General features: G+C 68.3%; 21 protein-coding genes. 17 read left to right on the forward strand and 4 right to left on the reverse strand.

What is annotated here, in order from left to right:
* The first annotated feature begins 47 nt into the window (after positions 1–47).
* The 3 genes from AB0B82_RS15750 (at position 48) to AB0B82_RS15760 (ending at position 3,333) form a co-directional block, all read left to right on the forward strand.
* Entirely contained in the window at positions 48–1,118 is a 1,071-nt protein-coding gene (locus AB0B82_RS15750) for an SDR family NAD(P)-dependent oxidoreductase (RefSeq protein ID WP_360167749.1), read from the forward strand.
* On the forward strand, positions 1,118–2,248 hold the full coding sequence (locus AB0B82_RS15755) for a glycosyltransferase family 2 protein (RefSeq protein ID WP_360167752.1): 1,131 nt from the start codon (positions 1,118–1,120) through the stop codon (positions 2,246–2,248). The genes AB0B82_RS15750 and AB0B82_RS15755 overlap by 1 nt, the downstream gene beginning before the upstream one ends.
* 77 nt (positions 2,249–2,325) lie before the next feature.
* Positions 2,326–3,333: an L-idonate 5-dehydrogenase gene (locus tag AB0B82_RS15760; RefSeq protein ID WP_360167920.1), complete on the forward strand. Its 1,008-nt coding sequence runs from the start codon at positions 2,326–2,328 to the stop codon at positions 3,331–3,333.
* Here the strand turns inward: AB0B82_RS15760 and AB0B82_RS15765 are convergent.
* Positions 3,311–3,793, reverse strand: coding sequence for a MarR family transcriptional regulator (locus AB0B82_RS15765; protein WP_360167755.1), 483 nt, complete (start codon positions 3,791–3,793; stop codon positions 3,311–3,313). The genes AB0B82_RS15760 and AB0B82_RS15765 overlap by 23 nt on opposite strands.
* Positions 3,794–3,908: 115 nt before the next feature.
* On the opposite strand from AB0B82_RS15765, the gene AB0B82_RS15770 reads away from it, so the two are divergent.
* The 3 genes from AB0B82_RS15770 to AB0B82_RS15780 all read left to right on the forward strand — a co-directional run bounded on the left by AB0B82_RS15770 (position 3,909) and on the right by AB0B82_RS15780 (position 6,450).
* Positions 3,909–4,481: an NADPH-dependent F420 reductase gene (locus tag AB0B82_RS15770; RefSeq protein WP_360167758.1), complete on the forward strand. Its 573-nt coding sequence runs from the start codon at positions 3,909–3,911 to the stop codon at positions 4,479–4,481.
* A gap of 76 nt (positions 4,482–4,557) precedes the next feature.
* Entirely contained in the window at positions 4,558–5,097 is a 540-nt protein-coding gene (locus AB0B82_RS15775) for an LLM class flavin-dependent oxidoreductase (RefSeq protein ID WP_360167761.1), read from the forward strand.
* Positions 5,098–5,154: 57 nt separating this feature from the next.
* Positions 5,155–6,450, forward strand: a complete 1,296-nt coding sequence (locus AB0B82_RS15780; RefSeq protein WP_360167764.1) for a BNR-4 repeat-containing protein — start codon at positions 5,155–5,157, stop codon at positions 6,448–6,450.
* Here the strand turns inward: AB0B82_RS15780 and AB0B82_RS15785 are convergent.
* Positions 6,443–8,140, reverse strand: a complete 1,698-nt coding sequence (locus AB0B82_RS15785; RefSeq protein WP_360167767.1) for a helix-turn-helix domain-containing protein — start codon at positions 8,138–8,140, stop codon at positions 6,443–6,445. The two genes, AB0B82_RS15780 and AB0B82_RS15785, sit on opposite strands and share 8 nt — an antisense overlap.
* A gap of 141 nt (positions 8,141–8,281) precedes the next feature.
* On the opposite strand from AB0B82_RS15785, the gene AB0B82_RS15790 reads away from it, so the two are divergent.
* The 10 genes from AB0B82_RS15790 to AB0B82_RS15835 all read left to right on the forward strand — a co-directional run bounded on the left by AB0B82_RS15790 (position 8,282) and on the right by AB0B82_RS15835 (position 18,524).
* Entirely contained in the window at positions 8,282–9,913 is a 1,632-nt protein-coding gene (locus AB0B82_RS15790) for a hypothetical protein (protein WP_360167770.1), read from the forward strand.
* Between the two features lie 10 nt (positions 9,914–9,923).
* Positions 9,924–10,967, forward strand: a complete 1,044-nt coding sequence (locus AB0B82_RS15795) for an FAD-binding oxidoreductase (RefSeq protein ID WP_360167773.1) — start codon at positions 9,924–9,926, stop codon at positions 10,965–10,967.
* A 1-nt stretch (position 10,968) separates the two neighbouring features.
* Positions 10,969–12,066 carry an aromatic/alkene monooxygenase hydroxylase subunit beta gene (locus tag AB0B82_RS15800; protein WP_360167776.1) on the forward strand — a complete coding sequence of 366 codons (1,098 nt, stop codon included), beginning with the start codon at positions 10,969–10,971 and terminating at the stop codon, positions 12,064–12,066.
* Between the two features lie 5 nt (positions 12,067–12,071).
* Complete coding sequence (gene mimD / locus AB0B82_RS15805) at positions 12,072–12,407, forward strand: propane 2-monooxygenase effector subunit MimD (RefSeq protein WP_360167923.1); 336 nt, start codon at positions 12,072–12,074, stop codon at positions 12,405–12,407.
* A gap of 11 nt (positions 12,408–12,418) precedes the next feature.
* Entirely contained in the window at positions 12,419–13,450 is a 1,032-nt protein-coding gene (locus tag AB0B82_RS15810; protein WP_360167779.1) for an amidohydrolase family protein, read from the forward strand.
* Entirely contained in the window at positions 13,447–14,244 is a 798-nt protein-coding gene (locus AB0B82_RS15815) for an iron-sulfur cluster assembly protein (RefSeq protein WP_360167782.1), read from the forward strand. The genes AB0B82_RS15810 and AB0B82_RS15815 overlap by 4 nt, the downstream gene beginning before the upstream one ends.
* A complete protein-coding gene (locus AB0B82_RS15820; RefSeq protein ID WP_360167785.1) occupies positions 14,241–15,266 on the forward strand; it encodes an NAD(P)-dependent alcohol dehydrogenase in 1,026 nt (341 codons plus the stop codon). The genes AB0B82_RS15815 and AB0B82_RS15820 overlap by 4 nt, the downstream gene beginning before the upstream one ends.
* Before the next feature lie 63 nt (positions 15,267–15,329).
* Positions 15,330–16,979, forward strand: a complete 1,650-nt coding sequence (gene groL, locus AB0B82_RS15825) for a chaperonin GroEL (protein ID WP_360167788.1) — start codon at positions 15,330–15,332, stop codon at positions 16,977–16,979.
* A 16-nt stretch (positions 16,980–16,995) separates the two neighbouring features.
* Positions 16,996–17,328 (forward strand): metalloregulator ArsR/SmtB family transcription factor, encoded by a 333-nt coding sequence (locus AB0B82_RS15830; protein ID WP_360167926.1) that lies wholly within the window; start codon positions 16,996–16,998, stop codon positions 17,326–17,328.
* Between the two features lie 56 nt (positions 17,329–17,384).
* A complete protein-coding gene (locus AB0B82_RS15835) occupies positions 17,385–18,524 on the forward strand; it encodes an MFS transporter (RefSeq protein WP_360167791.1) in 1,140 nt (379 codons plus the stop codon).
* Here the strand turns inward: AB0B82_RS15835 and AB0B82_RS15840 are convergent.
* Positions 18,490–19,074 carry a TetR/AcrR family transcriptional regulator gene (locus AB0B82_RS15840; RefSeq protein ID WP_360167794.1) on the reverse strand — a complete coding sequence of 195 codons (585 nt, stop codon included), beginning with the start codon at positions 19,072–19,074 and terminating at the stop codon, positions 18,490–18,492. The genes AB0B82_RS15835 and AB0B82_RS15840 overlap by 35 nt on opposite strands.
* A 71-nt stretch (positions 19,075–19,145) precedes the next feature.
* Between AB0B82_RS15840 and AB0B82_RS15845 the strand changes: the two genes are divergently transcribed.
* On the forward strand, positions 19,146–20,252 hold the full coding sequence (locus AB0B82_RS15845) for a serine hydrolase domain-containing protein (RefSeq protein ID WP_360167797.1): 1,107 nt from the start codon (positions 19,146–19,148) through the stop codon (positions 20,250–20,252).
* Here AB0B82_RS15845 and AB0B82_RS15850 read toward each other — a convergent pair.
* Positions 20,221–21,663: an alkaline phosphatase PhoX gene (locus AB0B82_RS15850; RefSeq protein WP_360167800.1), complete on the reverse strand. Its 1,443-nt coding sequence runs from the start codon at positions 21,661–21,663 to the stop codon at positions 20,221–20,223. The two genes, AB0B82_RS15845 and AB0B82_RS15850, sit on opposite strands and share 32 nt — an antisense overlap.
* Between the last annotated feature and the right edge of the window lie 79 nt (positions 21,664–21,742).

A 21,742-nucleotide genomic window follows, 5' to 3' on the forward strand; every position in this document is an offset into this window, starting at 1 on the left:
CCACAATCATGTATGGGGGAACCAGACATATGAGGAACTGGTCGCGAATGGCGTCCGTTCTGCTGCACCGTACGGCCGAGCCTGTCTACGGCTCGGAGGCGTCCGGGCTGGTTCGGGGAAGGGTCGCGCTGGTCACCGGCGCGGGCGGTTCCATCGGATCGGAAATCGTCCGTCAGCTCCACCGGCTGGAAGCCGCCGAGGTCTACTACCTCGACAAGGACGAATACGCTCTCTATCGGCTGCAGCACGAGCTCGACGGCAACGGCCTGCTCGACGACGCGCACTATCTGCTGGCCGATATCGCCAACCTCGCGCAGCTTCAGCAGATCATGGACCGCGTCCGGCCGCACCTGGTCTTCCACGCCGCCGCACACAAGCACCTGCCGCTGCTGGAGAAGTCGCCGGCCGCCGCGATCATCACCAACGTCCGGGGAACCGAGAACGTCGTCCGGACAGCCGTGCGGGCCGGCGCCGAGCTGGTGGTCAACATCTCCACCGACAAGGCCGCCAGGCCGTCGTCGATCCTCGGCATGAGCAAGCGTCTCGGCGAGATGATTGCCGCCGGCTACGTCGGTCGGGGGACCCGGATCGCCTCGGTCCGGTTCGGCAACGTCCTGGGCTCGCGCGGATCGTTCCTGGAGACCCTGGATCTGCAGATCGACGGCGATCGGCCGATCACCATCACCCACCCGGATGTCACCCGCTACTTCATGACCATCCCGGAGGCCGCGTCCCTGGTCATCGAGGCCGCCGTGCTCGCCGAAGCCGGGGAGACCTACGTGCTCGACATGGGCTCACCGATCAGGATCATGGACGTGGTCGCGCGCTTCGCCGAGGCTGTGAACCGGCGGCTGCCGCGCATTGTCTTCACCGGCCTGCGTCCCGGCGAGAAGATGCACGAGGAGCTGTACGATCCGGCCGAGCCGCGGCAGAGCACCAGCCACTCGCGCATCAGCAAGGTGCACGTCGAAGACGGATTCACCGGTGATCCCGACGTACTGCGGATCGAGGTCGACGGCCTCTACCGCGCGGTCCGCCTCGGTCTCACTCCGGTCGAGTTGGCCGACGAGCTTGTTCGCCTGATCGACGCCAACACCCAGGTCGGAGTGGCCGCCTGATGTCGACCTCTTGGCTCATCGTCGTACCCGTCCTGGTTCTGGCGCTGCTGGACACCGTCGCGGCGCTGCGGGCCCGCGGATACGGGCGCAAGGCAACGATCAACTGGTACGACGACTTCACGGTCCTGGTGCCGATCTACGGCGACACCTTGTACTTGGAGAACGTCGAGTACCTGAAGCAGTACGGCAACCGCATTGTGCTGTGCACGACGGGCGGCGAGTCCGGCGAGTTCTATCGCGCGCTGAACGCGATCGCCTACCAGCACGGGTTCCGGGTCTTCCGGAGCCCGAGCAAGGTCACCACGGGTGTCGGTCAGCGAGCTACCTCCGGAACCACTCGGGACCGAGTCATCCGCGACGCCTTGCAGATCGTCACCAGCGAGTACGTGGTGATGCTCGACGCCGACTCGACCACGGTTCGGGACTTCGGGGAGTTGGTCGGCGAGCTCCACCACGAGCGGTACGACGTCGCCTCGGTCCGGCTGGTGATCCGGGACGAGTCGAGCTGGCTGGTCAAGCTCCAGCGTCATGAGTACGCGTTGGCGATGCAACTCCGGTTCCTGGCGCCCTGGTTGGTCTCGGGTGCCTGCCACGCCGGACGAACGAGCGCGATGCGGGACGTGATGGCGCGGCACAGTCTGTTCTTCCAAGGCAACGACATCGAGCTGGGTGTGATCGCCAAGACGATCGGCTACCGCGTCGGTCACGTGCCGTTCGAGGTGCTGACGTCCGCCCCGAACACACTCAGGTCCTGGTGGCGGCAGCGGCTCGCTTGGACCGGCGGTGAGTTCCGGCTGTTCGTGACCAACATCCGCTTCGTCATCTGGCACCCGTTCTTCTGGCTCTACGGGACCGTGGTCGCCATCGGCACCTTCCCCTTGCGCTGGGCCGCGGTGATCCACCCTGGACTCTCCCTGGCAGCCGCGGCGGCTGTTTACTACGGCCTGGCGATCTGGCTGCACTGGCGCTCCCGGGACCGCTGGATGCTCCTCATGCCGCTCTACACGTTGTTCTCCAGCCTCGTCCTGACTCCGATCGGCGGCTGGTCCTACCTGCGCATGGTGCTCAAGCACCGCAACGCCGGAGTCATCCGGCCGCAACTCCGGTTGGCGCGGCACGCGCTGAGCTGACGGCTGCCGGTGCCCGCACGGATAGGGTCAGGGAAAGGGCGAACTCCGGTGAAGGGTGGGTGGGTGTGTTCGGGTGTGTGGTGCATGGCGCCGGGGATTTGCGGGTTGAGGAGGTCGCTGGGCGGGAGCCGGGGCCGGGGGAAGTTTTGGTGCGGGTCGCGTACGGCGGGGTTTGTGGGTCGGATCTGCACTACTTCCACGACGGTGCTGTGGGCGACTTCGCCGTGCGGGAGCCGCTGGTGCTGGGACACGAGGTCGTGGGGCGGGTCAGTGCGGGCGGGTTGGCGGTGGGGACCGCGGTGGGGATTCATCCGGCGACGCCGTGCGGTGCTTGCCAGGAGTGCCGATCCGACCGGCGCAACATCTGTGCCTCAAGCAACTATCTCGGGAGTGCGGCGCACTACCCGCATATCCAGGGCGGGTTCGTCGAGGAGCTGATCGTTCCGGCGAATCAGGTGCGGGTGTTGCCGGCCGGGCTCGAGTTGCGGACCGCCGTACTCGCCGAGCCGCTGTCGGTGGCGATTCATGCCGTCCGGCAGGCCGGGGACGATGCGGTGGCGGGGAAGCGGGTGCTGGTGACCGGTGCGGGGCCGATCGGGCTCCTGGTGGTTGCCGCGCTGCGCAAGTCCGGGGCGGCCGAGATCGTTGTGACCGACCTCCACGAAGCACCCCTCGCTCTGGCCGCCGAAGTCGGGGCGACCCGCACGATCCGAGCCGGCACCCAGGATCCCGGCGACTGGGCGGAGGTGGCGATCGAGGCGTCGGGTACGGCTGGTGGGTTGCGGACCTGTCTCGAGCGAGTACGGCGGGGTGGGACCGTGGTTCAGGTGGGATCGCTGCCCGGTGGGGACACGGCGTTTCCGGGGAGTCTCCTGATGACGAGGGAGCTGCGGTTGGTCGGGGCGTTCCGGTTCGACCATGAGTTCGATACGGCGATCGCTTGGCTCGCGGACGGCTTGCCGGTGGAGCCGATCGTGACGCACGTGTTCCCGCTGGCGGAGGCGCGGAAAGCGTTCGAGCTGGCGGGGGACCGGACGATCGCGTCCAAGGTGTTGCTGGAGATCAGCGGCGATACACGGAGCTGAGCTTTCCTTCGGGGTCGACCGCCTCGAGGATCGCGCCGGTGATGTCGGTGAGTTGGGTGATCTGCTCGGGGGTGAGTACGTCGATCACGTGCTGACGTACCGTCTCGACGTGGCCGGGCGCGGTCGCTTTGATCTTCTTCCAGCCCGTCGCCGTCAACCGGGCATTGGTGGCGCGGGCATCTTCCGGACAGGGGAATCGCTCGACCAAGGAGCGGTCCTCGAGCCGCTTCACGACGTGTGAGAGCCGGGGGAGCGTGGCGTTCGTCTGCTGGGCGAGCGCGGTCATCCGCAATGTCCGCTTCGGCGCCTCGGACAGCATCGCCAGGACGAAGTAGTCGAAGTGGCTCAGTTCGGCGTCGCGGCGCAGTTGCGAGTCCAGGACGCCGGGCAGCAGCTCGAGGACGGCGGCCAGCCGCAGCCAAGCGGTCATCTCGTTGTCATCCAGCCAACGCGTACTCACAACACCATCCTGTCACCCGTGGCACACCACGGCATTGTTCGGTCACCGCAATAGTTGTAGCTTCAAGTAGTCCCTGCTACCGTAATAGTTGAAGGTACAACCAAAAGGAGTGGGTATGACGCACGTCAGCATCATCGGTAGCGGGAACATGGGGCAGGCCATCGCGGGCATCGTCGCGAAGGGCGGCAGCACCGTCGAGCTGTTCAACTCCACCGACAAGAACAAGGAAGTCACCGGCCAGCTGGTGATCCTGGCGACCCCGTACCCGGCGTACGACCAGGTGCTCGCGGACCGCGCGGACCAGCTGGCCGGCAAGATCGTCGTCGACATCAGCAACCCGCTGAACTTCGAGACCTTCGACTCGCTGGTCGTTCCGGCGGATGGTTCCGCGGCGGCCGAGCTGGCCGCGCAGTTGCCGGAGTCCAAGGTGCTGAAGGCCTTCAACACGAACTTCGCCGCCACGATCGCGAGCGGCACGGTCGGCGACGTACCGACGACGGTGCTGATCGCGGGTGACGACGCGGACGCCAAGGCGTTGCTGTCCGGCGTCGTCGCGGCCGGTGGGCTGAAGGCGGTCGACGCCGGTCCGCTGAAGCGTGCCCGTGAGCTCGAGGCGCTCGGTTTCCTCCAGCTCACCCTCGCCCTGGGTGAGAAGGTGGCCTGGACCGGAGGGTTCGCGCTCGTCTGAGGCGCAGCCCGAACCGGACTGAAAGCGGACTGAAAGGTCGCCCTGCTGAGGTAGGCGCAGACGAGAGGAGTCCGCGATGAAGCCGGGTGTGGGGTTGCCGACGGCCGGTGTGCCGACCGAACGGCGCGGCGCCCGGATGGAGGAGCACATCAGGGCGGTCCAGGCGGTGTGGGGGCCGGATCCGGTGGCGTACGAGGGGGAGCGCTACCGGATCGCGCCGTCCTGGGTCGGGCCGAAGCCGGTGGACGACGGTCGCGTCCGGCTGCTGGCCGGTGCGATGGCCCCGGCCTCGATCGAGCGGGCCGGACGGCTGGGCGTCGGGCTCAACCTGATCATGATGGGCTGGGAGATGTTCGACGGCGCGGTCTCGATCTTCCGGGACGCCGCCGCGAAGGCGGGCCACGACCCGGCGACACTGCCGATCGTCGTCCGCGTCAACGGAACCGTGAGCGCGCAGCCCAGAGACGACCGCGAGCCGCTGACCGGCAGTGTGGAGCAGGTGCTGGAGGACCTCGGGCGGCTCGCGGGATCCGGCGCCGACCACGTCCTCTGGGATCACTCCGACGGCGTCGACGAGCACCTCGGACTGCTGGCGGAGCTTCGCCGCGCGATCTGACCACATGCTGGCAAGCGCTTACCCCCAACCGCGCCGGAGCTGACACACTGAGTCGCCATGGAGACGCCTCGGGTGATCAACGACAACGGTGCATGGTGCTGGTTCCAGGACGAGCGGGCGCTGGTGGATCCGGACAGCGGCGTGCTGGTCGCGGGCTCGATCGCCGCACCCGAGGGCCCCGGCGGCGACTCCCGGGCGGGCAACGTTGAGCTGACAGTCGTCGACCTGCACAGCGGTACGGCGGACGTCGTCGTACTGCACGAGCGGTTCGAGGCGGACGATCACGACGTACCGGCGTTGTGGCGGCGGCGGGACGGCCGCTGGCTGGCCGTCTACACCAAGCACAAGACCGACAACCTGACGCGCTGGCGGATCAGCGAGCCGAACGACCCGCGGACGTGGGGACCCGAGCGGACCTTCGACTGGAGTGAGTTCACTGGTGGCCGCGGCGTCACGTACTCGAACCTGCACGAGCTCGACGGCCGCCTGTACTGCTTCGCGCGAGCGGTGAACGACGACCCGTGCGCATTGGTGTCCGACGACGACGGCGATACGTGGACGTACGCCGGCAAGCTCTTCACCCGGCCCAAGATCGGGTACGTCAACGGCTACACCCGCTACACGTCCAGCAAGAAGCGCATCGATTTGATCACCACCGACCACCACCCACGCGACTACAACAACTCGATCTACCACGGCTACCTCGAGAACGGCGCCCTCCACCGCACCGACGGCACCGTCGTGGACGAGAAGGCACTCGACGACGACGCGCCGTCGCAGGTCGAGCTGACCAAGGTGCTGGCCGCTGACTCGGTGTGGGACGGCGAGCCGATGACGCACGCCTGGACGATCGACATCCGCCGTTCCGGCGACGGCGAGCTCGCGGCGGTCATGCTCGCGCGCCACAACACTCCGGAGCAGCCGGAGGACGCCTTCGCGCGCGACCATCCGGTGCCGGACCACCGCTTCTTCTACGGCCGTCTCGCGCCCGGCGGTACGTGGCAGGTCCATCAGTTGGCAATGGCCGGCCACGGTCTGCTCGTGCACGAGAACGACTACACCGGCCTGGTCGCGATCGACCCGTACGACCTCGATTCGGTGTACGTCTCGACGCCGATCGATCCCCGCAAGGGCTCCGCGCGAGAGCACCACGAGATCTACCACGGCCGAACCGCCGACGGCGGCGCGACCTGGACCTGGACCCCGGTGACCGAGAACTCGGCCGTCGACAACCTTCGCCCGATCGTCGCGCCCGGCGACCCGAGCCGGGTGCCGCTGCTGTGGTTCCGCGGCCACATGAGCGCGTCCCAGCACTACACCTGCGAGGTCGTTCTCCGCGACCAGGTCAGGTGACGATCGCGTAGTCGCGGATCTTGCGGTAGATGGTCGCCCGCGACATGCCGAGCGCGAGGGCAGCGGCGGCCTTGTCGCCCTGGTGGACCGCGAGCACGTCCACGATCGCGTCCCGCTCCAGGGCCTCGAGGCGCGTGAGGTGGCGGCGTGTCGACGCCCGGCACTGCGCGGGCAGGTCGTCGACTTCAACGACCCCGGACCGGCGGCGGCGCGCGACCTCCGCGAGTACGGTCCGCAGGTGCGTCACGTTGCCGGGCCACGGCAGCCGCATCAGCTGGCTGATCGCAGCCTGCGACAGCGTCACGCCGGTGACGCCGGTGCGCGCGAGCAGGTGCGGCACCAGGGCCTGTACGTCGTCCAGATGATGGCGCAGCGGCGGTACGGCGACTGTGCGCGGGAAGAACCGCAGTAGCTGGGTGTCGAGCTCGTCCTGCGCACCCGACTGACCGGTGGTGACCGTCAAGGCGATCCACGACTCGTCGGCGAGACTGTCGCGGGCGCCCTGCAGGACGTCGACGAGCGTGTGGATGGCCTCGGTCGACAGCAGATGGGCGTGCCGGAGGATCAGATCCGCGCCGGACTCGAGCTCGGTGGCGACCGTGGTGACCAGCGCCGGATCGTCGGCGTCGACGATCGCCAGCCGCTGGCGCGGTCGCGTGTAGTGATGGACCGCGCGCAGCAGGGTCAACTTGCCGGTACCGGTTTCACCCTCGGCGACGAGCCACTCCCTGCGGCCGGCGGACTCGAGCACTTCCTGGGTGGTGTGCCGCCACACCGCACTGGTCCCGATCACCCCGGGCAGGGTCGGTACCCGCGCCGGACCACTGCTGGACTTCGCCGTGGTGCGGTGTTCACGGACCTGGACGACGCCGCCGGCGAGACGGTTGCCGAGGAACGTCGGCTGGTAGGCGAGCCGTGCGGTGATGCCGCTCGGCAGATCGGCGATGAAGGTGCACGGTCTGGTCCCGCCGCGCGCGTCCCGGGTCCGGTCGATCAGCGCGGCCTGGTCGGTCGCGTCGAAGTGCGCCTGGGCGTGTGCGTTGATCATGAACACCTCATCGCCCAACGCGATCACCGAGCCACCGGAGTGCCGGCAGGCGGCGTAGTAGTCGCTGAGCAAAGCCTGGTCCAGAGCGTTGGCCTCCTCGACGATCCGCTCCTGGATCCGGCGCGCCGCGAGCTTCGCGAACGACAGCAGGACGGCGTTCGAGTTCTGCGCCTGGGTGGTGATGTCGAGAACACCGAGCTGGCCACCGGTCACCGGGTGGGTGATCGGCGCACCGGCACAGGCGAAACGGCGCAGTACACCGGTGTAATGATCGGGACCGGACACCAGGATCGGTCCGCCGACCTCGAGTGCGGTACCGATCCCGTTCGTCCCCACCTGGGACTCGGCGTAGGTGAAACCGGGGGACAGGTCGACCGCGTCGAGTTTCCGGATCAGCCCCGGATCACCGCCGCGACGGTCCAGGACGATGCCTTTCGCGTCGGTGAGGATGATGCAGACCGGCTCGTTGGTCAGTTCGGAGGCCAGCGCGTCGATCACCGGCCGCGCGGCCCGGGTCAGGGTGCTGTCGACGTCGATTCCCGGGAAGTACGCCGGGGACGGCTGGTCGGCGTCGACCAGCGACGCTTCGGAACGCTGCCAGGACAACAGGATCGAGTCTCGGACAGATTGGCTCGACGTCATCGGACACCTCCTCGGGCCAGCGAACACTGCTCACGCTAGCTGTGCAATGGTGTGACCCGTATCTCACATTGAGACAGCAGCCCCGGTGCCGGGCCGCTTTCATCTCTGCCATCAGCTCGCCTACGCAGGAGGCAGACACAAATGAGCAGGCAGAGTCTCACCAAGGCGCACGCGAAGATCACCGAGCTCTCGTGGGAGCCGACGTTCGCGACGCCGGCCACCCGGTTCGGCACCGACTACACCTTCGAGAAGGCGCCGAAGAAGGATCCGCTGAAGCAGATCATGCGGTCGTACTTCCCGATGGAGGAGGAGAAGGACAACCGCGTGTACGGCGCCATGGACGGCGCGATCCGCGGCAACATGTTCCGCCAGGTCCAGCAGCGCTGGCTGGAGTGGCAGAAGTTGTTCCTGAGCATCATCCCGTTCCCGGAGATCTCGGCGGCGCGGGCGATGCCGATGGCGATCGACGCGGTACCGAACCCGGAGATCCACAACGGGCTCGCGGTGCAGATGATCGACGAGGTCCGGCACTCGACGATCCAGATGAACCTCAAACGTTTGTACATGAACAACTACATCGACCCGGCCGGTTTCGACATGACCGAGAAGGCGTTCGCGAACAACTACGCGGGCACCATCGGCCGGCAGTTCGGCGAAGGGTTCATCACCGGTGACGCGATCACTGCCGCGAACATCTACCTGACCGTGGTCGCCGAGACCGCGTTCACCAACACGCTGTTCGTCGCGATGCCCGACGAGGCGGCCGCGAACGGCGACTACCTGCTGCCGACCGTCTTCCACTCGGTCCAGTCCGACGAGTCGCGGCACATCAGCAACGGGTACTCGATCCTGCTGATGGCGCTCGCCGACGAACGCAACCGCCCGCTGCTCGAGCGCGACCTGCGCTACGCGTGGTGGAACAACCACTGTGTCGTGGACGCCGCCATCGGCACCTTCATCGAGTACGGCACGAAGGACCGCCGCAAGGACCGTGAGAGCTATGCCGAGATGTGGCGGCGCTGGATCTACGACGACTACTACCGCAGCTACCTGCTGCCGCTGGAGAAGTACGGACTCACCATTCCGCACGATCTGGTCGAGGAGGCGTGGAACCGGATCACCAACAAGGGTTACGTGCACGAGGTGGCACGGTTTTTCGCCACCGGATGGCCGGTGAACTACTGGCGGATCGACGCGATGACCGACCAGGACTTCGAGTGGTTCGAGGAGAAGTACCCCGGCTGGTACTCGAAGTACGGCAAGTGGTGGGAGAACTACAACCGGCTCGCCTACCCGGGCCGGAACAAGCCGATCGCGTTCGAGGACGTCGGCTACCAGTACCCGCACCGCTGCTGGACCTGCATGGTGCCGGCGCTGATCCACGAGGACATCGTGGTCGAGAAGGTCGACGACCAGTGGCGCACGTACTGCTCGGAGACCTGCTACTGGACCGACGCGGTCGCGTTCCGCGGCGAGTACGACGGACGCCCGACGCCGAACATGGGCCGGCTGACCGGCTTCCGCGAATGGGAGACGCTGCACCACGGCAAGGACCTGGCCGACATCGTGTCCGACCTGGGCTACGTCCGCGACGACGGCAAGACGCTGATCGGGCAGCCGCACCTGGATCTGGACCCGAAGAAGATGTGGACCCTCGACGACGTCCGCGGCAACACCTTCAACAGCCCGAACGTGCTGCTGAACGAGATGACCGACGCCGAGCGCGAGGCGCACATCGCCGAGTACCGCGCGAACGGCACGAAGGTCGCCTGAGGAGCACCCGGTGGCCGACAAGCACCGTATCCAGTTCGAGCCGGTCGGCATCGAGATGGAGGTCGACGAGGACGACAAGATCCTCGACGCCGCGTTCCGGCAGGGCATCCACCTGATGCACGGCTGCAAGGAGGGGCAGTGCTCCGCCTGCAAGTCGTACGTGCTCGAGGGCGACCTGCAGATGGAGCGCTACTCCACCTTCGCCTGCAACGACGCCGAGGTGGCCGAGGGCTACGTACTGCTCTGCCGGGCCCACGCCTTCAGCGACTGCACGATCGAGTTGCTCAACTTCGACGAGGACGAGCTGCTCGGCGGCATCCCGATCCGGACCGTGACGACCGAGGTCGCGGCGATCGAACCGGTCACCCGGGACATCGTGTCGCTGCGGCTGCGGCTGCGGCCGGCCGAGCCGTTCGACTTCAAGCCCGGGCAGTACGCCGACCTCACCATCCCGGGCACCGACGAGCACCGGTCGTTCTCGATGGCGACCACGCCGTCGGCGGCCGGCGAGATCGAATTCCTGATCAAGAAGTACCCCGGCGGCCGGTTCTCCGGGCTGCTCGACGACGGCCTCGCGGTCGGCGACGAGCTGTCGCTGACCGGCCCGTACGGTTCGTCGACGCTCAAGGACGGGCACGTGCTGCCGGTCGTCTGCATCGCCGGCGGTGCCGGGATGGCTCCCATCCTGTCGATTCTGCGGCACCTCGGCGAGACCGGCAGCACCCGTCCGGTCCGGTTCTACTACGGCGCGCGGACCGCGGCGGATCTGTTCTACCTGGACGCGATCCGCGCGGTCGGCGCGACGCTGACCGACTTCGAGTTCGTGGCGTGTCTGTCCGAGACGGCCGAGGGCGAGTTCGAGAGCGGCAACGTCACCGACGTGGTCGAGCGACGGGAATCGGAGCTGCACAGGTGCGAGGCGTACCTGTGCGGTCCGCCGCCGATGGTCGACGCCGCACTCGCCCTGCTCGACAACCACGGCGTACCGAAGGACCAGGTCTTCTACGACAAGTTCACCAGTCCAGTTACCGATCCAGTGACCGATGGAGTCTGAGATGACACAGACCAAGCAGCGCAGTTTCCCGAGGATCGAGTTCACCGACTCCGAGGCCGGCGCGCGGGAGTTCCCCAGCTCGACCAGCCGGACCTACAACTACTACAAGCCGGCCAAGCTGCGGGCGACGACGTACGAGGACGTCACGGTCGACGTGCAGCCGGACCCGGACCGGCATCTCAGCCAGGGCTGGATCTACGGCTTCGGCGACGGTCCCGGCGGCTACCCGAAGGAATGGACGGCGGCCAAGTCGTCCAACTGGCACGCGTTCCTGGACCCGAACGAGGAGTGGGACCAGACCATCTACCGCAACAACTCCGCGGTGGTACGACAGGTGGACCTGTGCCTGCAGAACGCCAAGCGGGCCCGGGCGTACGACGGCTGGAACACGGCCTGGCTGAAGTTCATCGAGCGCAACCTCGGCGCCTGGATGCACGCCGAGCACGGCCTCGGTCTGCACGTCTTCACCGCCGTGCAGCGGTCCGGCCCGACCAACATGATCAACACCGCGGTCGCGGTGAACGCGGCGCACAAGCTGCGGTTCGCACAGGACCTCGCGCTGTTCAACCTGGACCTGAGCGAGGCCCACGTGCCATTCGACGGCGCGGCGCACAAGGAGGTCTGGCAGTCGGCGCCGGAGTGGCAGCCGACCCGCCAGATGGTCGAGCAGCTGACCGCGGTCGGTGACTGGTGCGAGCTGCTGTTCGCGACCAACATCGTCTTCGAGCAGCTCGTCGGCTCGCTGTTCCGGACCGAGCTGGTGATGCAGATCGCGGCCCGCAACGGCGACTACATCACGCCGACGATCGTCGGCACCGGCGAGTACGACTACGACCGCGACCTCGGCTACTCGCGCAACCTGTACCGGCTGCTGACCCGCGACGAGCAGTACGGCGAGCGCAACCAGCAGCTGTTCGGCGACTGGCTGGCGACCTGGGTACCGCGGGCGCTCGCGGCGGCGCAGGCGCTGCAGCCGATCTGGTCGCAGCCGGCCGACAAGGCCGTGACGTTCGCGTCGAGTTTCGACGCGGCCAAGGACAAGTTCCGCTCGTTGCTCGGTGAGCTCGGGCTCGACACCCCGAAGGAGCTGGACCAGTGACCACGATGCAGTTCGGATCGCAGACGAAGTTCTCCAACAAGTGCGGCGTGACCCTGATGAACACGCCGGTCGGCCGGGTGGTCGCGGATGTGATGGGTGCGAAGGAAGGCGTCGAGCTGACCGAGTACCCGTCGATGATCCGGGTCGACGGGATCGGCGTCCTCGACTTCGACTACGCCGAGCTGACCGACGCGCTCGGCTCGGAGTTCGACGGGGCGGTGTTCGAGGAGATCAGCTCGACGCACTACGGCCGGATGGTTCACCTCGACGAACGCACGCTGCTGTTCGCCAGCCCGGAGGACGCCGCCGAGTACATCGGCTTCGACCTCACCGCGCACTGAAGGAGCCCGGCATGTACGAAAAGGACGGCGAGAAGTACTTCGTGGTCGACGCGCACGTCCACATCTGGGACGGCCGTGCGTCGAACCTGAAGAACGTGCACGGCAAGCAGTTCATCGACTGCTTCTACGACTACCACAAGAACCTGAGCCCCGAAGAAGTCGTGTGGGACTACGACACCTACACCTACTACGGCGGTCAGCGGTTGATGAAGGACCTGTTCGAGGACGGGTACGTCGACCACGCGATCTTCCAGGCGACGCTGCTCAGCGACTTCTACAAGACCGGGTTCGGCCAGACCGAGGAAGCGTTCGGGCTGGCCCAGGAGCACCCGGACAAGCTCACCTACAACCACGCGTACGACCCGCGCAACGGAGAAGCGGGCCTCGAGCAACTACGGCGTGACGCGGAGCGGATGAACCTCAAGGGCGTGAAGCTCTACACCGCCGAATGGCACGGTGACTCGCGCGGCTACAAGCTCGACGATCCGTGGTCGCGGCGGTACCTGGAGGAGTGCCTGAAGCTCGGGATCAAGAACATCCATGTGCACAAGGGCCCCACGATCCGGCCGCTGGACCGGGACGCGTTCGACGTCGCGGACATCGACAAGGTCGCCACCGACTACCTCGACCTGAACTTCGTCGTCGAGCACGTCGGGCTGCCCCGGCTGGAGGACTTCTGCTGGATCGCCACCCAGGAGTCCAACGTGTACGGCGGTCTCGCGGTTGCGATCCCGTTCATCCACACCCGGCCGCGGTACTTCGCCCAGATCATCGGGGAGCTGCTGTACTGGATCGGCGAGGACAAGATCTTCTTTGCCAGCGACTACGCGTTGTGGACGCCGAAGTGGCTGATCGAGAAGTTCGTGGACTTCCAGATCCCGGCGGACCTGACCGAGTACGCGCCGATCACGACCGAGCAGAAGAAGAAGATCCTCGGCCTGAACGCCGCGGCGATGTACGGCATCGACGTACCGGAGGAACTGCGGCTGCCCACCGTGGCCGGCGACGCCCCGGTCGAGGTCGCGGCGGGCGCGCGGTCATGATCGCGATGGCCGCCAAGGCGCTGCCGGCCTCCCAGCCGGCAGCGCGGCCGGATGCTCGGCCGGATGCTCGGTCGGTGTCACTGTCGGAAAGGGTGCTGGCCGCCCTGTCCACGGTGGTGGACCCGGAGCTGGACGAGCCGATCACCGAGCTCGGCTTCGTCCGCTCGATCCGGATCCGGAACGGTGACGTGACCGTGCACCTGCGGCTGCCGACGTCGTTCTGCTCGCCGAACTTCGCCTACCTGATGGCGTCCGACGCGCTGGACGCCCTCCGGCAGGTGGAGCGGATCGGCAGGGTGGTCGTCCAGCTGGACGACCACCACGACTCGGACAAGATCAACGCCGGCCTCGCGGCGGACGCCGGGTACGTCGGGACGTTCGGTGTCGAGGCGGAGACCAGCCTCGACGAGCTGCGCGAGATCTTCCACCGCAAGGCGCACACCGCCGCGATGGAACGCTGCGCCGAAGCACTGCTGCGGACCACCGAGCTGGCCGTGGACGAACTCCACGCGGCCAGGCTCGCCGACGTACCGGCGGGTCCGCACAAGGAGGCGTTGCTCCGCCGGCGGGCCGCGGTCGGACTCGGTGTCCGGCCGGACGACCCGCTGGTGGTGGACGAGGAAGGCCGGCCGCTCGCGGCCGCGGACGTGCCGCTGCGACTGCGGTTCGCGAAGGCGGTGCGGATCTCGATCGAGGGCAACGCGCACTTCTGCCGCGGGCTGCTGGCCACCAGGTACGGCGACGTCACCACAGATGTCACGCCGGATGTCACAACGGAGAGGAGCACGTCATGAGAGCGGTCCAGGTGGTCGGGTACCACACCGATCTGCGACTCGACGACGTACCGGAACCCAAGCTCGAAGGACCGCTCGACGTGATCGTCAAGGTCGGCGGTGCGGGGGTCTGCCGGACCGACCTGCACATCCTCGAAGGGCAGTGGGCGGAGAAGTCCGGCGTCACGCTGCCCTACACGATCGGCCACGAGAACGCCGGGTGGGTGCACGAGATCGGCGACGCGGTCACGAACGTCAAACCGGGCGACAAGGTGATCCTGCACCCGCTGATCACATGCGGTCTGTGCCGGGCGTGCCGCTTCGGCGACGACGTGCACTGCGAGAACAGCCAGTTCCCGGGCATCGACACCAACGGCGGGTACGCCGAGTACCTGCGGACGACTGCCCGGAGCGTCGTCCGGATCGACGACTCGCTCGAACCCGCGGACGTCGCGGCGCTCGCCGACGCGGGCCTCACGGCGTACCACGCAGTGCGCAAGGCCGCGGCGGCCCTGCGGCCCGGCGACGTCTGCGTGATGATCGGCGCCGGCGGTCTCGGGCACATCGGGATCCAGGTGCTGAAGGCTATCTCGGCCGCGACGCTGGTCGTCGTCGATCGCAATCCGGCCGCGGTCGAGCTCGCGGTGTCGATCGGCGCCGACCACGGGATCGTTGCCGACGGCACCCAGGTCCAGCAGGTGCACGACCTCACCGGCGGCCGTGGCGCCGCGGCGGTCGTCGACTTCGTCGGTGAGGGCGGAGCGACCGCCGAGGGTGTGCTGATGCTGCGCCGGGCCGGCAACTACTACGTGGTGGGGTACGGCGAGAACATCGACGTCCCGACCATCGACATCATCTCGACCGAGATCAACTTCGTCGGCAACCTGGTCGGCTCCTACACCGACCTGCAGGAACTCATGGTGCTCGCCGCGCAGGGCAAGGTCACCCTGCACACCAGCAAGTACGCGCTCGCCGACTTCCAGACCGCGATCGACGACCTCGACCGCGGGCTCGTCCGCGGCCGGGCGATCCTCGTCCCCTGACCTCACCGTCAAGCAGTACCTCCGACTCAGCACACTGCCCGCGACCCGAAAGGCGGCCCGATCATGGCCAAGGAACTGCGGTTCGACGAAGAAGCACGACGCCTGCTCGAGTCCGGGGTGAACGCCCTGGCCGACGCGGTGAAGGTGACCCTGGGCCCGAAGGGCCGCAACGCGGTCCTGGAGAAACTGACCGGGCCGCCGACGATCACCAACGACGGCGTCACGATCGCCCGTGAGATCCAGCTCCGCGAGCCGTTCGCGAACATGGGCGCCCAGCTGGTGAAGGAAGTCGCGATGAAGACCAACGGCGTGGTCGGCGACGGGACGACGACCGCGACCGTGCTCGCGCAGGCGATGGTCCGTGAAGGGCTGCGTGCGGTCGATGCGGGCGCCAACCCGATGCGGGTCCGCCGCGGGATCGAGCAGACCGTACCGGTCGTGGTCGCGACGCTGCGGTCGTGGGCCGCGGAGGTCGGCGGCGGCCAGGACCTGCGGCACATCGCGGCGATGGCGGCCGGGGACGACGAGGCGATCGGCGAGGTGATCGCGGCGGCGGTCGAGCGGGTCGGCCGGACCGGCGTGGTCACCACCGAGGAGTCCGACGAGTTGGGGATGTCGGTCGAGGTGGTCGACGGAATCGAGTTCGACCACGGGTACGTGTCGGCGTACATGGTCACCGACCGGGAGCGGATGGAGGCGGTCCTCGACCATCCGGTGATCCTGCTGACCAACCGCAAGATCACCCAGGTGCAGGACATCATGCCGACGGTCGAGGTGGCCAAGCGCGCCGACCGGCCGCTGGTGGTGCTGGCCGAGGACGTCACCGGTCCGGCCCTGCAGTTCCTGGTCGGCGGGAACATGCACAACACGATGCGGTCGGTCGTGGTCCGCGCGCCGGGGTTCGGGCATCGCCGGATCGCCGAGCTGGAGGACCTCGCGGTGGCGCTCGGCGGCCACGTGATCGCCCAGGACACCGGCCTCGAACTCGCCGAGGTGTCGATCGAGCATCTCGGCACCTGTGACCGGATCACGATCAGCGAGGGCGGTACGACGATCGTCGGCGGGCACGGCGACGCGGCGCTGGTCGACACCCGGCTGCGGCAGCTCGAGACGCAGTTCGAGCGCGCCCGGATCGACGCCGACCGCGACTGGCTCCAGCTCCGCTCGGCCCGGTTGTCGGGGCGGGTGGCAGTGATCCGGGTCGGCGGCGCGACCAGCGTCGAGCTCAAGGAACGGATGCTGCGGGTCGAGGACTCGCTGGCCGCCACTCGGGCGGCGGTCGAAGAAGGTGTGGTGGCCGGCGGCGGTACGGCGCTCGTCCAGGCGCAGGAGGCGGTGTCCCGCGTCGAGCTCACTGGTGACGACGCGATCGGCCGCGAGGTCGTCCGGCGCGCACTCCCGGAGCCGCTGCGGTGGATCGCGATCAACGCCGGGTACGACGGTGACGAGGTCGTGGCGAAGGTGGCGAGCCTGCCGCTCGGTCATGGGTTCAACGCACTCACCGGCCGGTACGACGACATGTTCGACGAGGGCGTGATGGATCCGCTGAAGGTGACCCGCGCCGCCCTGGAGAGCGCGGCGTCGATCGCGGCGTTGCTGATCACCACCGAGACGGCGGTCGTCGAGGAGGTCGTCGGGCATCCCGGGGCGATCATGGCGCCCGGCTTCGGCGATCTCGCTGAGGGCATGGTTCGGCCGTCGAACATCTACTGAGTGTCCGGTGTCTGTCATGGTTGCGTCCGAGCCGTCCGTCGCGCAGTTGGCGGCGGCGGCCCGGACGTTCAGCCTGCTGGTGTCGCCGGTTCGGCTGCACCTGGTCTGGCTCGCCGCGCAGGGTGAGTACGACGTGGGCACGCTGGCGGCACACGCCGGCGTACCCATCACCACAGCCAGCCAGCAGCTGGCCAAACTGCGCATCGCCGGGCTGATCGCGGCGCATCGGCACGGCCGGCACCAGATCTACACCGTCGAGGATCCGCACGTGCTGGCGCTGCTCGACCAGATCTTCGCCCACATCACCCCGGCCGGAACGATCGCGCCGCCGGAGCGGAGTGCGGTCTGAAAGGGGCAGCTCGGTGCGCCTGGCGCTAGATGGTACCGAACGGTACTATCTAGCGCGTGGACATTCCGGTACGGCGGTTGTGGCTGGCGGTGTTGTGCGGATACCTGGCGTTCGGGGCCACGCTGCAGGTGCTGCCGATGTACGTCCCGGCGACGTTCGGCGGCGGAGCCGCGGCCAGCGGGACCGCGGTGGGGATCGCGTTCCTGGCGACTGCTTGTGCCCGGCCGTTCGCCGGGTGGCTGGCGGATGCGGGCTGGTCCCGGCCGGTCGTGCTGACCGGGGGAGTGCTCGCGGCGATCGGTGGCTTGGGGCAACTTTTCGCTCCGCAGTTGAGTGTGTTGCTGGTTGCGCGGCTGGTGATGGGTGCGGGCGAGGCCGCGCTGTTCTCGGCGGCGCTGCCGTGGGTGCTGACCGGTGCGCGAGTCGGTCGGCGCGGGCAGTTGGCCGGCTGGTTCGGATTGTCGATGTGGGGCGGGTTGGCCGGTGGTCCCGTGCTGGCGACCGCTCTGGTTCGCTTGGTTGGTGGCGTCGAGGTTGTCTGGTGGGTCGTCGTCGCGTTGTGTCTGGCGCCGGTCGTGCTGGTGGCGACGACGCGGAGCGATCCCGGCCGGAGTGAACCGCTGGCGCGAGTTCGGGCGCTGCGCGATCTGGTGCCGAGCGGCGTGCAGTTGCCGGGAGCAATCATCGGCTTGGCTGCCTACTGCTACGGCACCGTGGCGGCGCTGCTGGTCCTACGGTCTGCGCACCTGTGGATCGCGGACTATGCGCTGACCGTGTTCGCGGTCGCGTTCCTGCTGCTGCGGTTCGCCGGGAGTCCGCTGGTCGACCGCTTCGGCGGTCGCCTGGTCGCGCTGGCCACCGCGGCCGTGGAGATCGTGGCACTGCTCGGGATTGCGCTCGCGGACGATCCGGCCATGGTGCTCGGGTGTACGGCGCTCGCCGGCTTCGGGATGGCGCTGGTCTACCCGGCGGGTGTGTCGATGACGCTCGACCGGGTGCGCGGGCAGCGGCCGGGTCTCTCGATGGGCGTGATGACGTCGTTCTGGGATCTCGGCGTGCTGGTCGCCGGGCCGCTCGGTGGACTGATCGCCGAACGGAGCGGGTTCCCGGCCGCCTTCCTGGTGGCGGCCGCCGCCGGCCTGGCGAGTGTCGGCGTACTGCTCAGAATGCCGCGTCGAGCAAGGTCTCCACGATGACGCGAGCCTCGGCGCCCAGCCCTGGATCCTGGTCGACGGCGCTGATCAGCGTCGCCCCTTCGAGGACGACGACCAGCTGCCGCGCTGTCGTCCGCGGATCATGCGCGCCGGCCTCGGTCAGCAACCGCTCGAAGAGCTCGCGGTAGAAGGCGAGGTGATCCTGGGCGAGGCGTCGCGGTGCGCCGTCGGCGCCGCGGTCCTCGGTGGCCGCGTTCATCATCGCGCAGCCGCGGAACCCGGCCTCGGTGTACCACTCCGCGACCAGGTCGAAGACCGCCAGGATCCGGTCGCGGCCGGGTGGCGCCGCCTCGACGGCGACGTTGTGCCAGGCCCGGACCCGGTGCGTGCGGTCGGTGAGGACGGCCTCGACCAGCCCTTCCTTGGAGCCGAAGTTCTTGTAGATGGTGAGTTTGGACGCACCGGCCGCCTCGACGATGTCGTTGATCCCGGTCGCGTGGATCCCGCGCCGGCCGAACACCTCGGCCGCCGCCTTCAGGATCCGCGCCTTCGTCGCCTCGGGATCCAGTCGCTCACCCGCCTTGACCGGCATCGTGGCACCACCTCCAGGGCCCACCCTACCGAGCTGGACCAAGTTGAGAACGATCGGTACTATCTATCCTCATGTGGACAGCGACAGGTTTCGAGGACGTGGCCGCGGCGTTCGAGCGCAACTTCGTCGAGCGGGGCGAGGTGGGGGCGGCGTTCGCGGCGTACCACCGCGGTGAGCTGGTGGCCGACCTCTGGGGTGGCACGGCCGACCCCGCGACCGGGCGGCCGTGGGATCGCGACACAGTGCACCTGATGTTCTCCGGAACCAAGGGGCCGAGCAGTGCGTGTGTGTTGCTGCTGGTCCAGCGCCGGCGGATCGCACTGGACGACCCGGTCAGTCGGTACTGGCCGGAGTTCGGTGCCGAGGGCAAGGAACGGGTGACGATCGCCGAGGTGCTGTCCCACCAGGCCCGGCTCCCGTGGGTCGAGGCCGGGTACGCCGATCTGCTCGACCATGACGCGATGGCCGCCCACCTGGCCGTGCAGGCGCCGGCATCCGATCCGCGGGCAGGCTTCATGTACCACGCGGTGACCTGGGGCTGGCTCGTGGACGAACTCGTGCGCCGGGTCGACGGGCGCACCGTCGGACAGTTCTTCGCCGACGAGTTCGCCGCGCCGCTGGGCCTCGAGGTCTGGATCGGTCTGCCCGACGACCTGCATTCCCGGGCGGCAACGATGGTCGCCCCGGACGGCGTCCTGGTGGACGGCCCGTGGGACGAACTGAACCGGCCGAATCCGCTCTGGATCCCGGGCGCGGAGCAGCTCTGGAACAGTGCCGAGTACCGCGGCGCCGGCCTGCCCGCGGTCGGCGGTTACGCGACGGCCCGTGGGATGGCGCGTTTCTACGCGTCGCTGCTCGGCGAGGTGGACGGCGTCCGGGTGCTCTCGCCGGAGACCGTCGAACTCGGCCGGAAGGAAATCCGCCGTGGCACCGAACCGACCTGGGGAGCGCCGATGGTGTACGGCGCCGGCTTCGAACTGCAGGCCGGTGAACGGCGGATGGGAGACGAGCCCGACGCCTTCGGTCATGGTGGTGCCGGCGGTTCGCGGCACGGCGCCTGGCCGGGCCGCGAGGCCGCCTTCTCCTACCTGATGAACGAGCTGCGGGTCGGCCCCGACCCGCGCTCGATCACTTTGCTGGACGCACTCAGCCGAGGTATTCGCGCCACGGGCCGGTGATCGCCAGCGTGATCCCGGGCGTCTGGATGTTGACGAACAGGATCTTGCCGTCGGCCGAGAACGCCGGACCGGTGAACTCGGAGTCGTTCAGCATGTTCCGGGCGATTGCGTACGTCGGTCCGCCCGGCGTCGCGCTCAGCACGTGGCTGCTCGCGTTGCCGTCCTCGGCCAGCACCAGCGACCCCCACGGCGTCACGGTGACGTTGTCCGGGCTGTCGAAGTTGAAGTCGTCGTACCGCGCCGCGGCGCCGGTGTCCGCGGCGGCGTTCTCCGGGAAGTACGTGACCAGCTGAATGGTCTTCGCGGCGTAGTTGTAGAACCAGACCATGCCGTCGTGCGGGATCGCGTCGGCGGGCAGGTCGGAGGTACCGGATTCGGCGTAGGAGTTGACGACGTACACGCCCTCGTCGGTGCCGAAGACACCTTCGAACTTCTTGCCGCGGGTGACCTGGCCGTCGGTGAACTGCTTGCGCACCGAGGTCGTGCCGGCGTCCCGGTCGGGGACCGGCACCCAGGCGACCCGGAAGGGGCGGAGCAGTTGCGCCGAGGTCAGGTACGCGACGTCCGGGATCGGCTTGCCGTCGTCACCGAGGATCGCCAGCGCCTCGAGGGTGCCGAAGTCCTTGTCCTGCAGGTCCTGCCAGCTGCGCGCGTTGAGCTTGTACCCGCGCGGCGCGGCCCAGCGGTAGAACAGGCCGTTCGGTCCGGACGCGTCCTCGGACAGGTAGATGTGGGTCCGGTCCTGGTCGATCGCGAGCGCCTCGTGGGCGTACCGGCCGAGTGCCTTCAGCGGGACCGGGTGCGCGGTCTTGCCGTCGCCCCACACCTCGAAGACGTACCCGTGGTCCTTCAGCCGGGTCTTGCCGTCGGCCTTGCTCTCGGTCTCCTCGCAGGTCATCCATGTGCCCCACGGCGTCGGGCCGCCGGCGCAGTTGGTCAGGGTGCCGGAGATGCCGACCCATTCACCGCGGTTGCTGCCGTCCCGGTCGACGCTGATCACCGTGCAGCCGCCGGCCGCGCCGACACCGCTGTCGTACACGGTGCCCGGGATCTGCGGCACGCCGAGGGTGCTGTTGTCGCTGATCTCGTGGTTCTGGATCAGCAGGTACTTGTGGCCGGCGCTGAACACGGCGGTGCCGTCGTGCGCGTTCGGGGTCGGCTGGCCGCTCGCGAGCCTGGTCTCGCCGGCCTGCGTGACGATCTTGTACCGGAACCCGGGCGGCAGGGCAAGCAGGCCCTTCGGGTCGTCCAGCAACGGCGGGAACGGCTTGTGCTGACGCACCGGCGGGCGGCCGCCGTGCGAAGCCGGCGCGGCCTCCGCCAGCGTCGGCACGGTACCGACGGCGGTGAACCCGACGCCGGCCGCGCCCGCGGCGGCGCCCCGGAGGACGGAACGACGATCGACTGACATGGATGTGACTCCTTGGACGGAACGATTCCCAGGCAAGATCTGGGCAGTCGTGATCCTGCACGCCGTGCACCGACAGGCG

This window comes from Kribbella sp. NPDC048915, from assembly GCF_040649595.1.
Taxonomy (GTDB): Bacteria; Actinomycetota; Actinomycetes; order Propionibacteriales; family Kribbellaceae; genus Kribbella.

Bases quoted from the DNA above. Each gene is read 5' to 3' on its own strand.
- AB0B82_RS15750 (WP_360167749.1), top strand. From the start codon at position 48: ATGGCGTCCGTTCTGCTGCACCGTACGGCCGAGCCTGTCTACGGCTCG.
- AB0B82_RS15755 (WP_360167752.1), top strand. From the start codon at position 1,118: ATGTCGACCTCTTGGCTCATCGTCGTACCCGTCCTGGTTCTGGCGCTG.
- AB0B82_RS15770 (WP_360167758.1), top strand. From the start codon at position 3,909: ATGACGCACGTCAGCATCATCGGTAGCGGGAACATGGGGCAGGCCATC.
- AB0B82_RS15775 (WP_360167761.1), top strand. From the start codon at position 4,558: ATGAAGCCGGGTGTGGGGTTGCCGACGGCCGGTGTGCCGACCGAACGG.
- AB0B82_RS15780 (WP_360167764.1), top strand. From the start codon at position 5,155: ATGGAGACGCCTCGGGTGATCAACGACAACGGTGCATGGTGCTGGTTC.
- AB0B82_RS15785 (WP_360167767.1), bottom strand. From the start codon at position 8,140: ATGACGTCGAGCCAATCTGTCCGAGACTCGATCCTGTTGTCCTGGCAG.
- AB0B82_RS15790 (WP_360167770.1), top strand. From the start codon at position 8,282: ATGAGCAGGCAGAGTCTCACCAAGGCGCACGCGAAGATCACCGAGCTC.
- AB0B82_RS15800 (WP_360167776.1), top strand. From the start codon at position 10,969: ATGACACAGACCAAGCAGCGCAGTTTCCCGAGGATCGAGTTCACCGAC.
- mimD (WP_360167923.1), top strand. From the start codon at position 12,072: ATGCAGTTCGGATCGCAGACGAAGTTCTCCAACAAGTGCGGCGTGACC.
- AB0B82_RS15810 (WP_360167779.1), top strand. From the start codon at position 12,419: ATGTACGAAAAGGACGGCGAGAAGTACTTCGTGGTCGACGCGCACGTC.
- AB0B82_RS15815 (WP_360167782.1), top strand. From the start codon at position 13,447: ATGATCGCGATGGCCGCCAAGGCGCTGCCGGCCTCCCAGCCGGCAGCG.
- AB0B82_RS15820 (WP_360167785.1), top strand. From the start codon at position 14,241: ATGAGAGCGGTCCAGGTGGTCGGGTACCACACCGATCTGCGACTCGAC.
- groL (WP_360167788.1), top strand. From the start codon at position 15,330: ATGGCCAAGGAACTGCGGTTCGACGAAGAAGCACGACGCCTGCTCGAG.
- AB0B82_RS15830 (WP_360167926.1), top strand. From the start codon at position 16,996: ATGGTTGCGTCCGAGCCGTCCGTCGCGCAGTTGGCGGCGGCGGCCCGG.
- AB0B82_RS15840 (WP_360167794.1), bottom strand. From the start codon at position 19,074: ATGCCGGTCAAGGCGGGTGAGCGACTGGATCCCGAGGCGACGAAGGCG.
- AB0B82_RS15845 (WP_360167797.1), top strand. From the start codon at position 19,146: ATGTGGACAGCGACAGGTTTCGAGGACGTGGCCGCGGCGTTCGAGCGC.
- AB0B82_RS15850 (WP_360167800.1), bottom strand. From the start codon at position 21,663: ATGTCAGTCGATCGTCGTTCCGTCCTCCGGGGCGCCGCCGCGGGCGCG.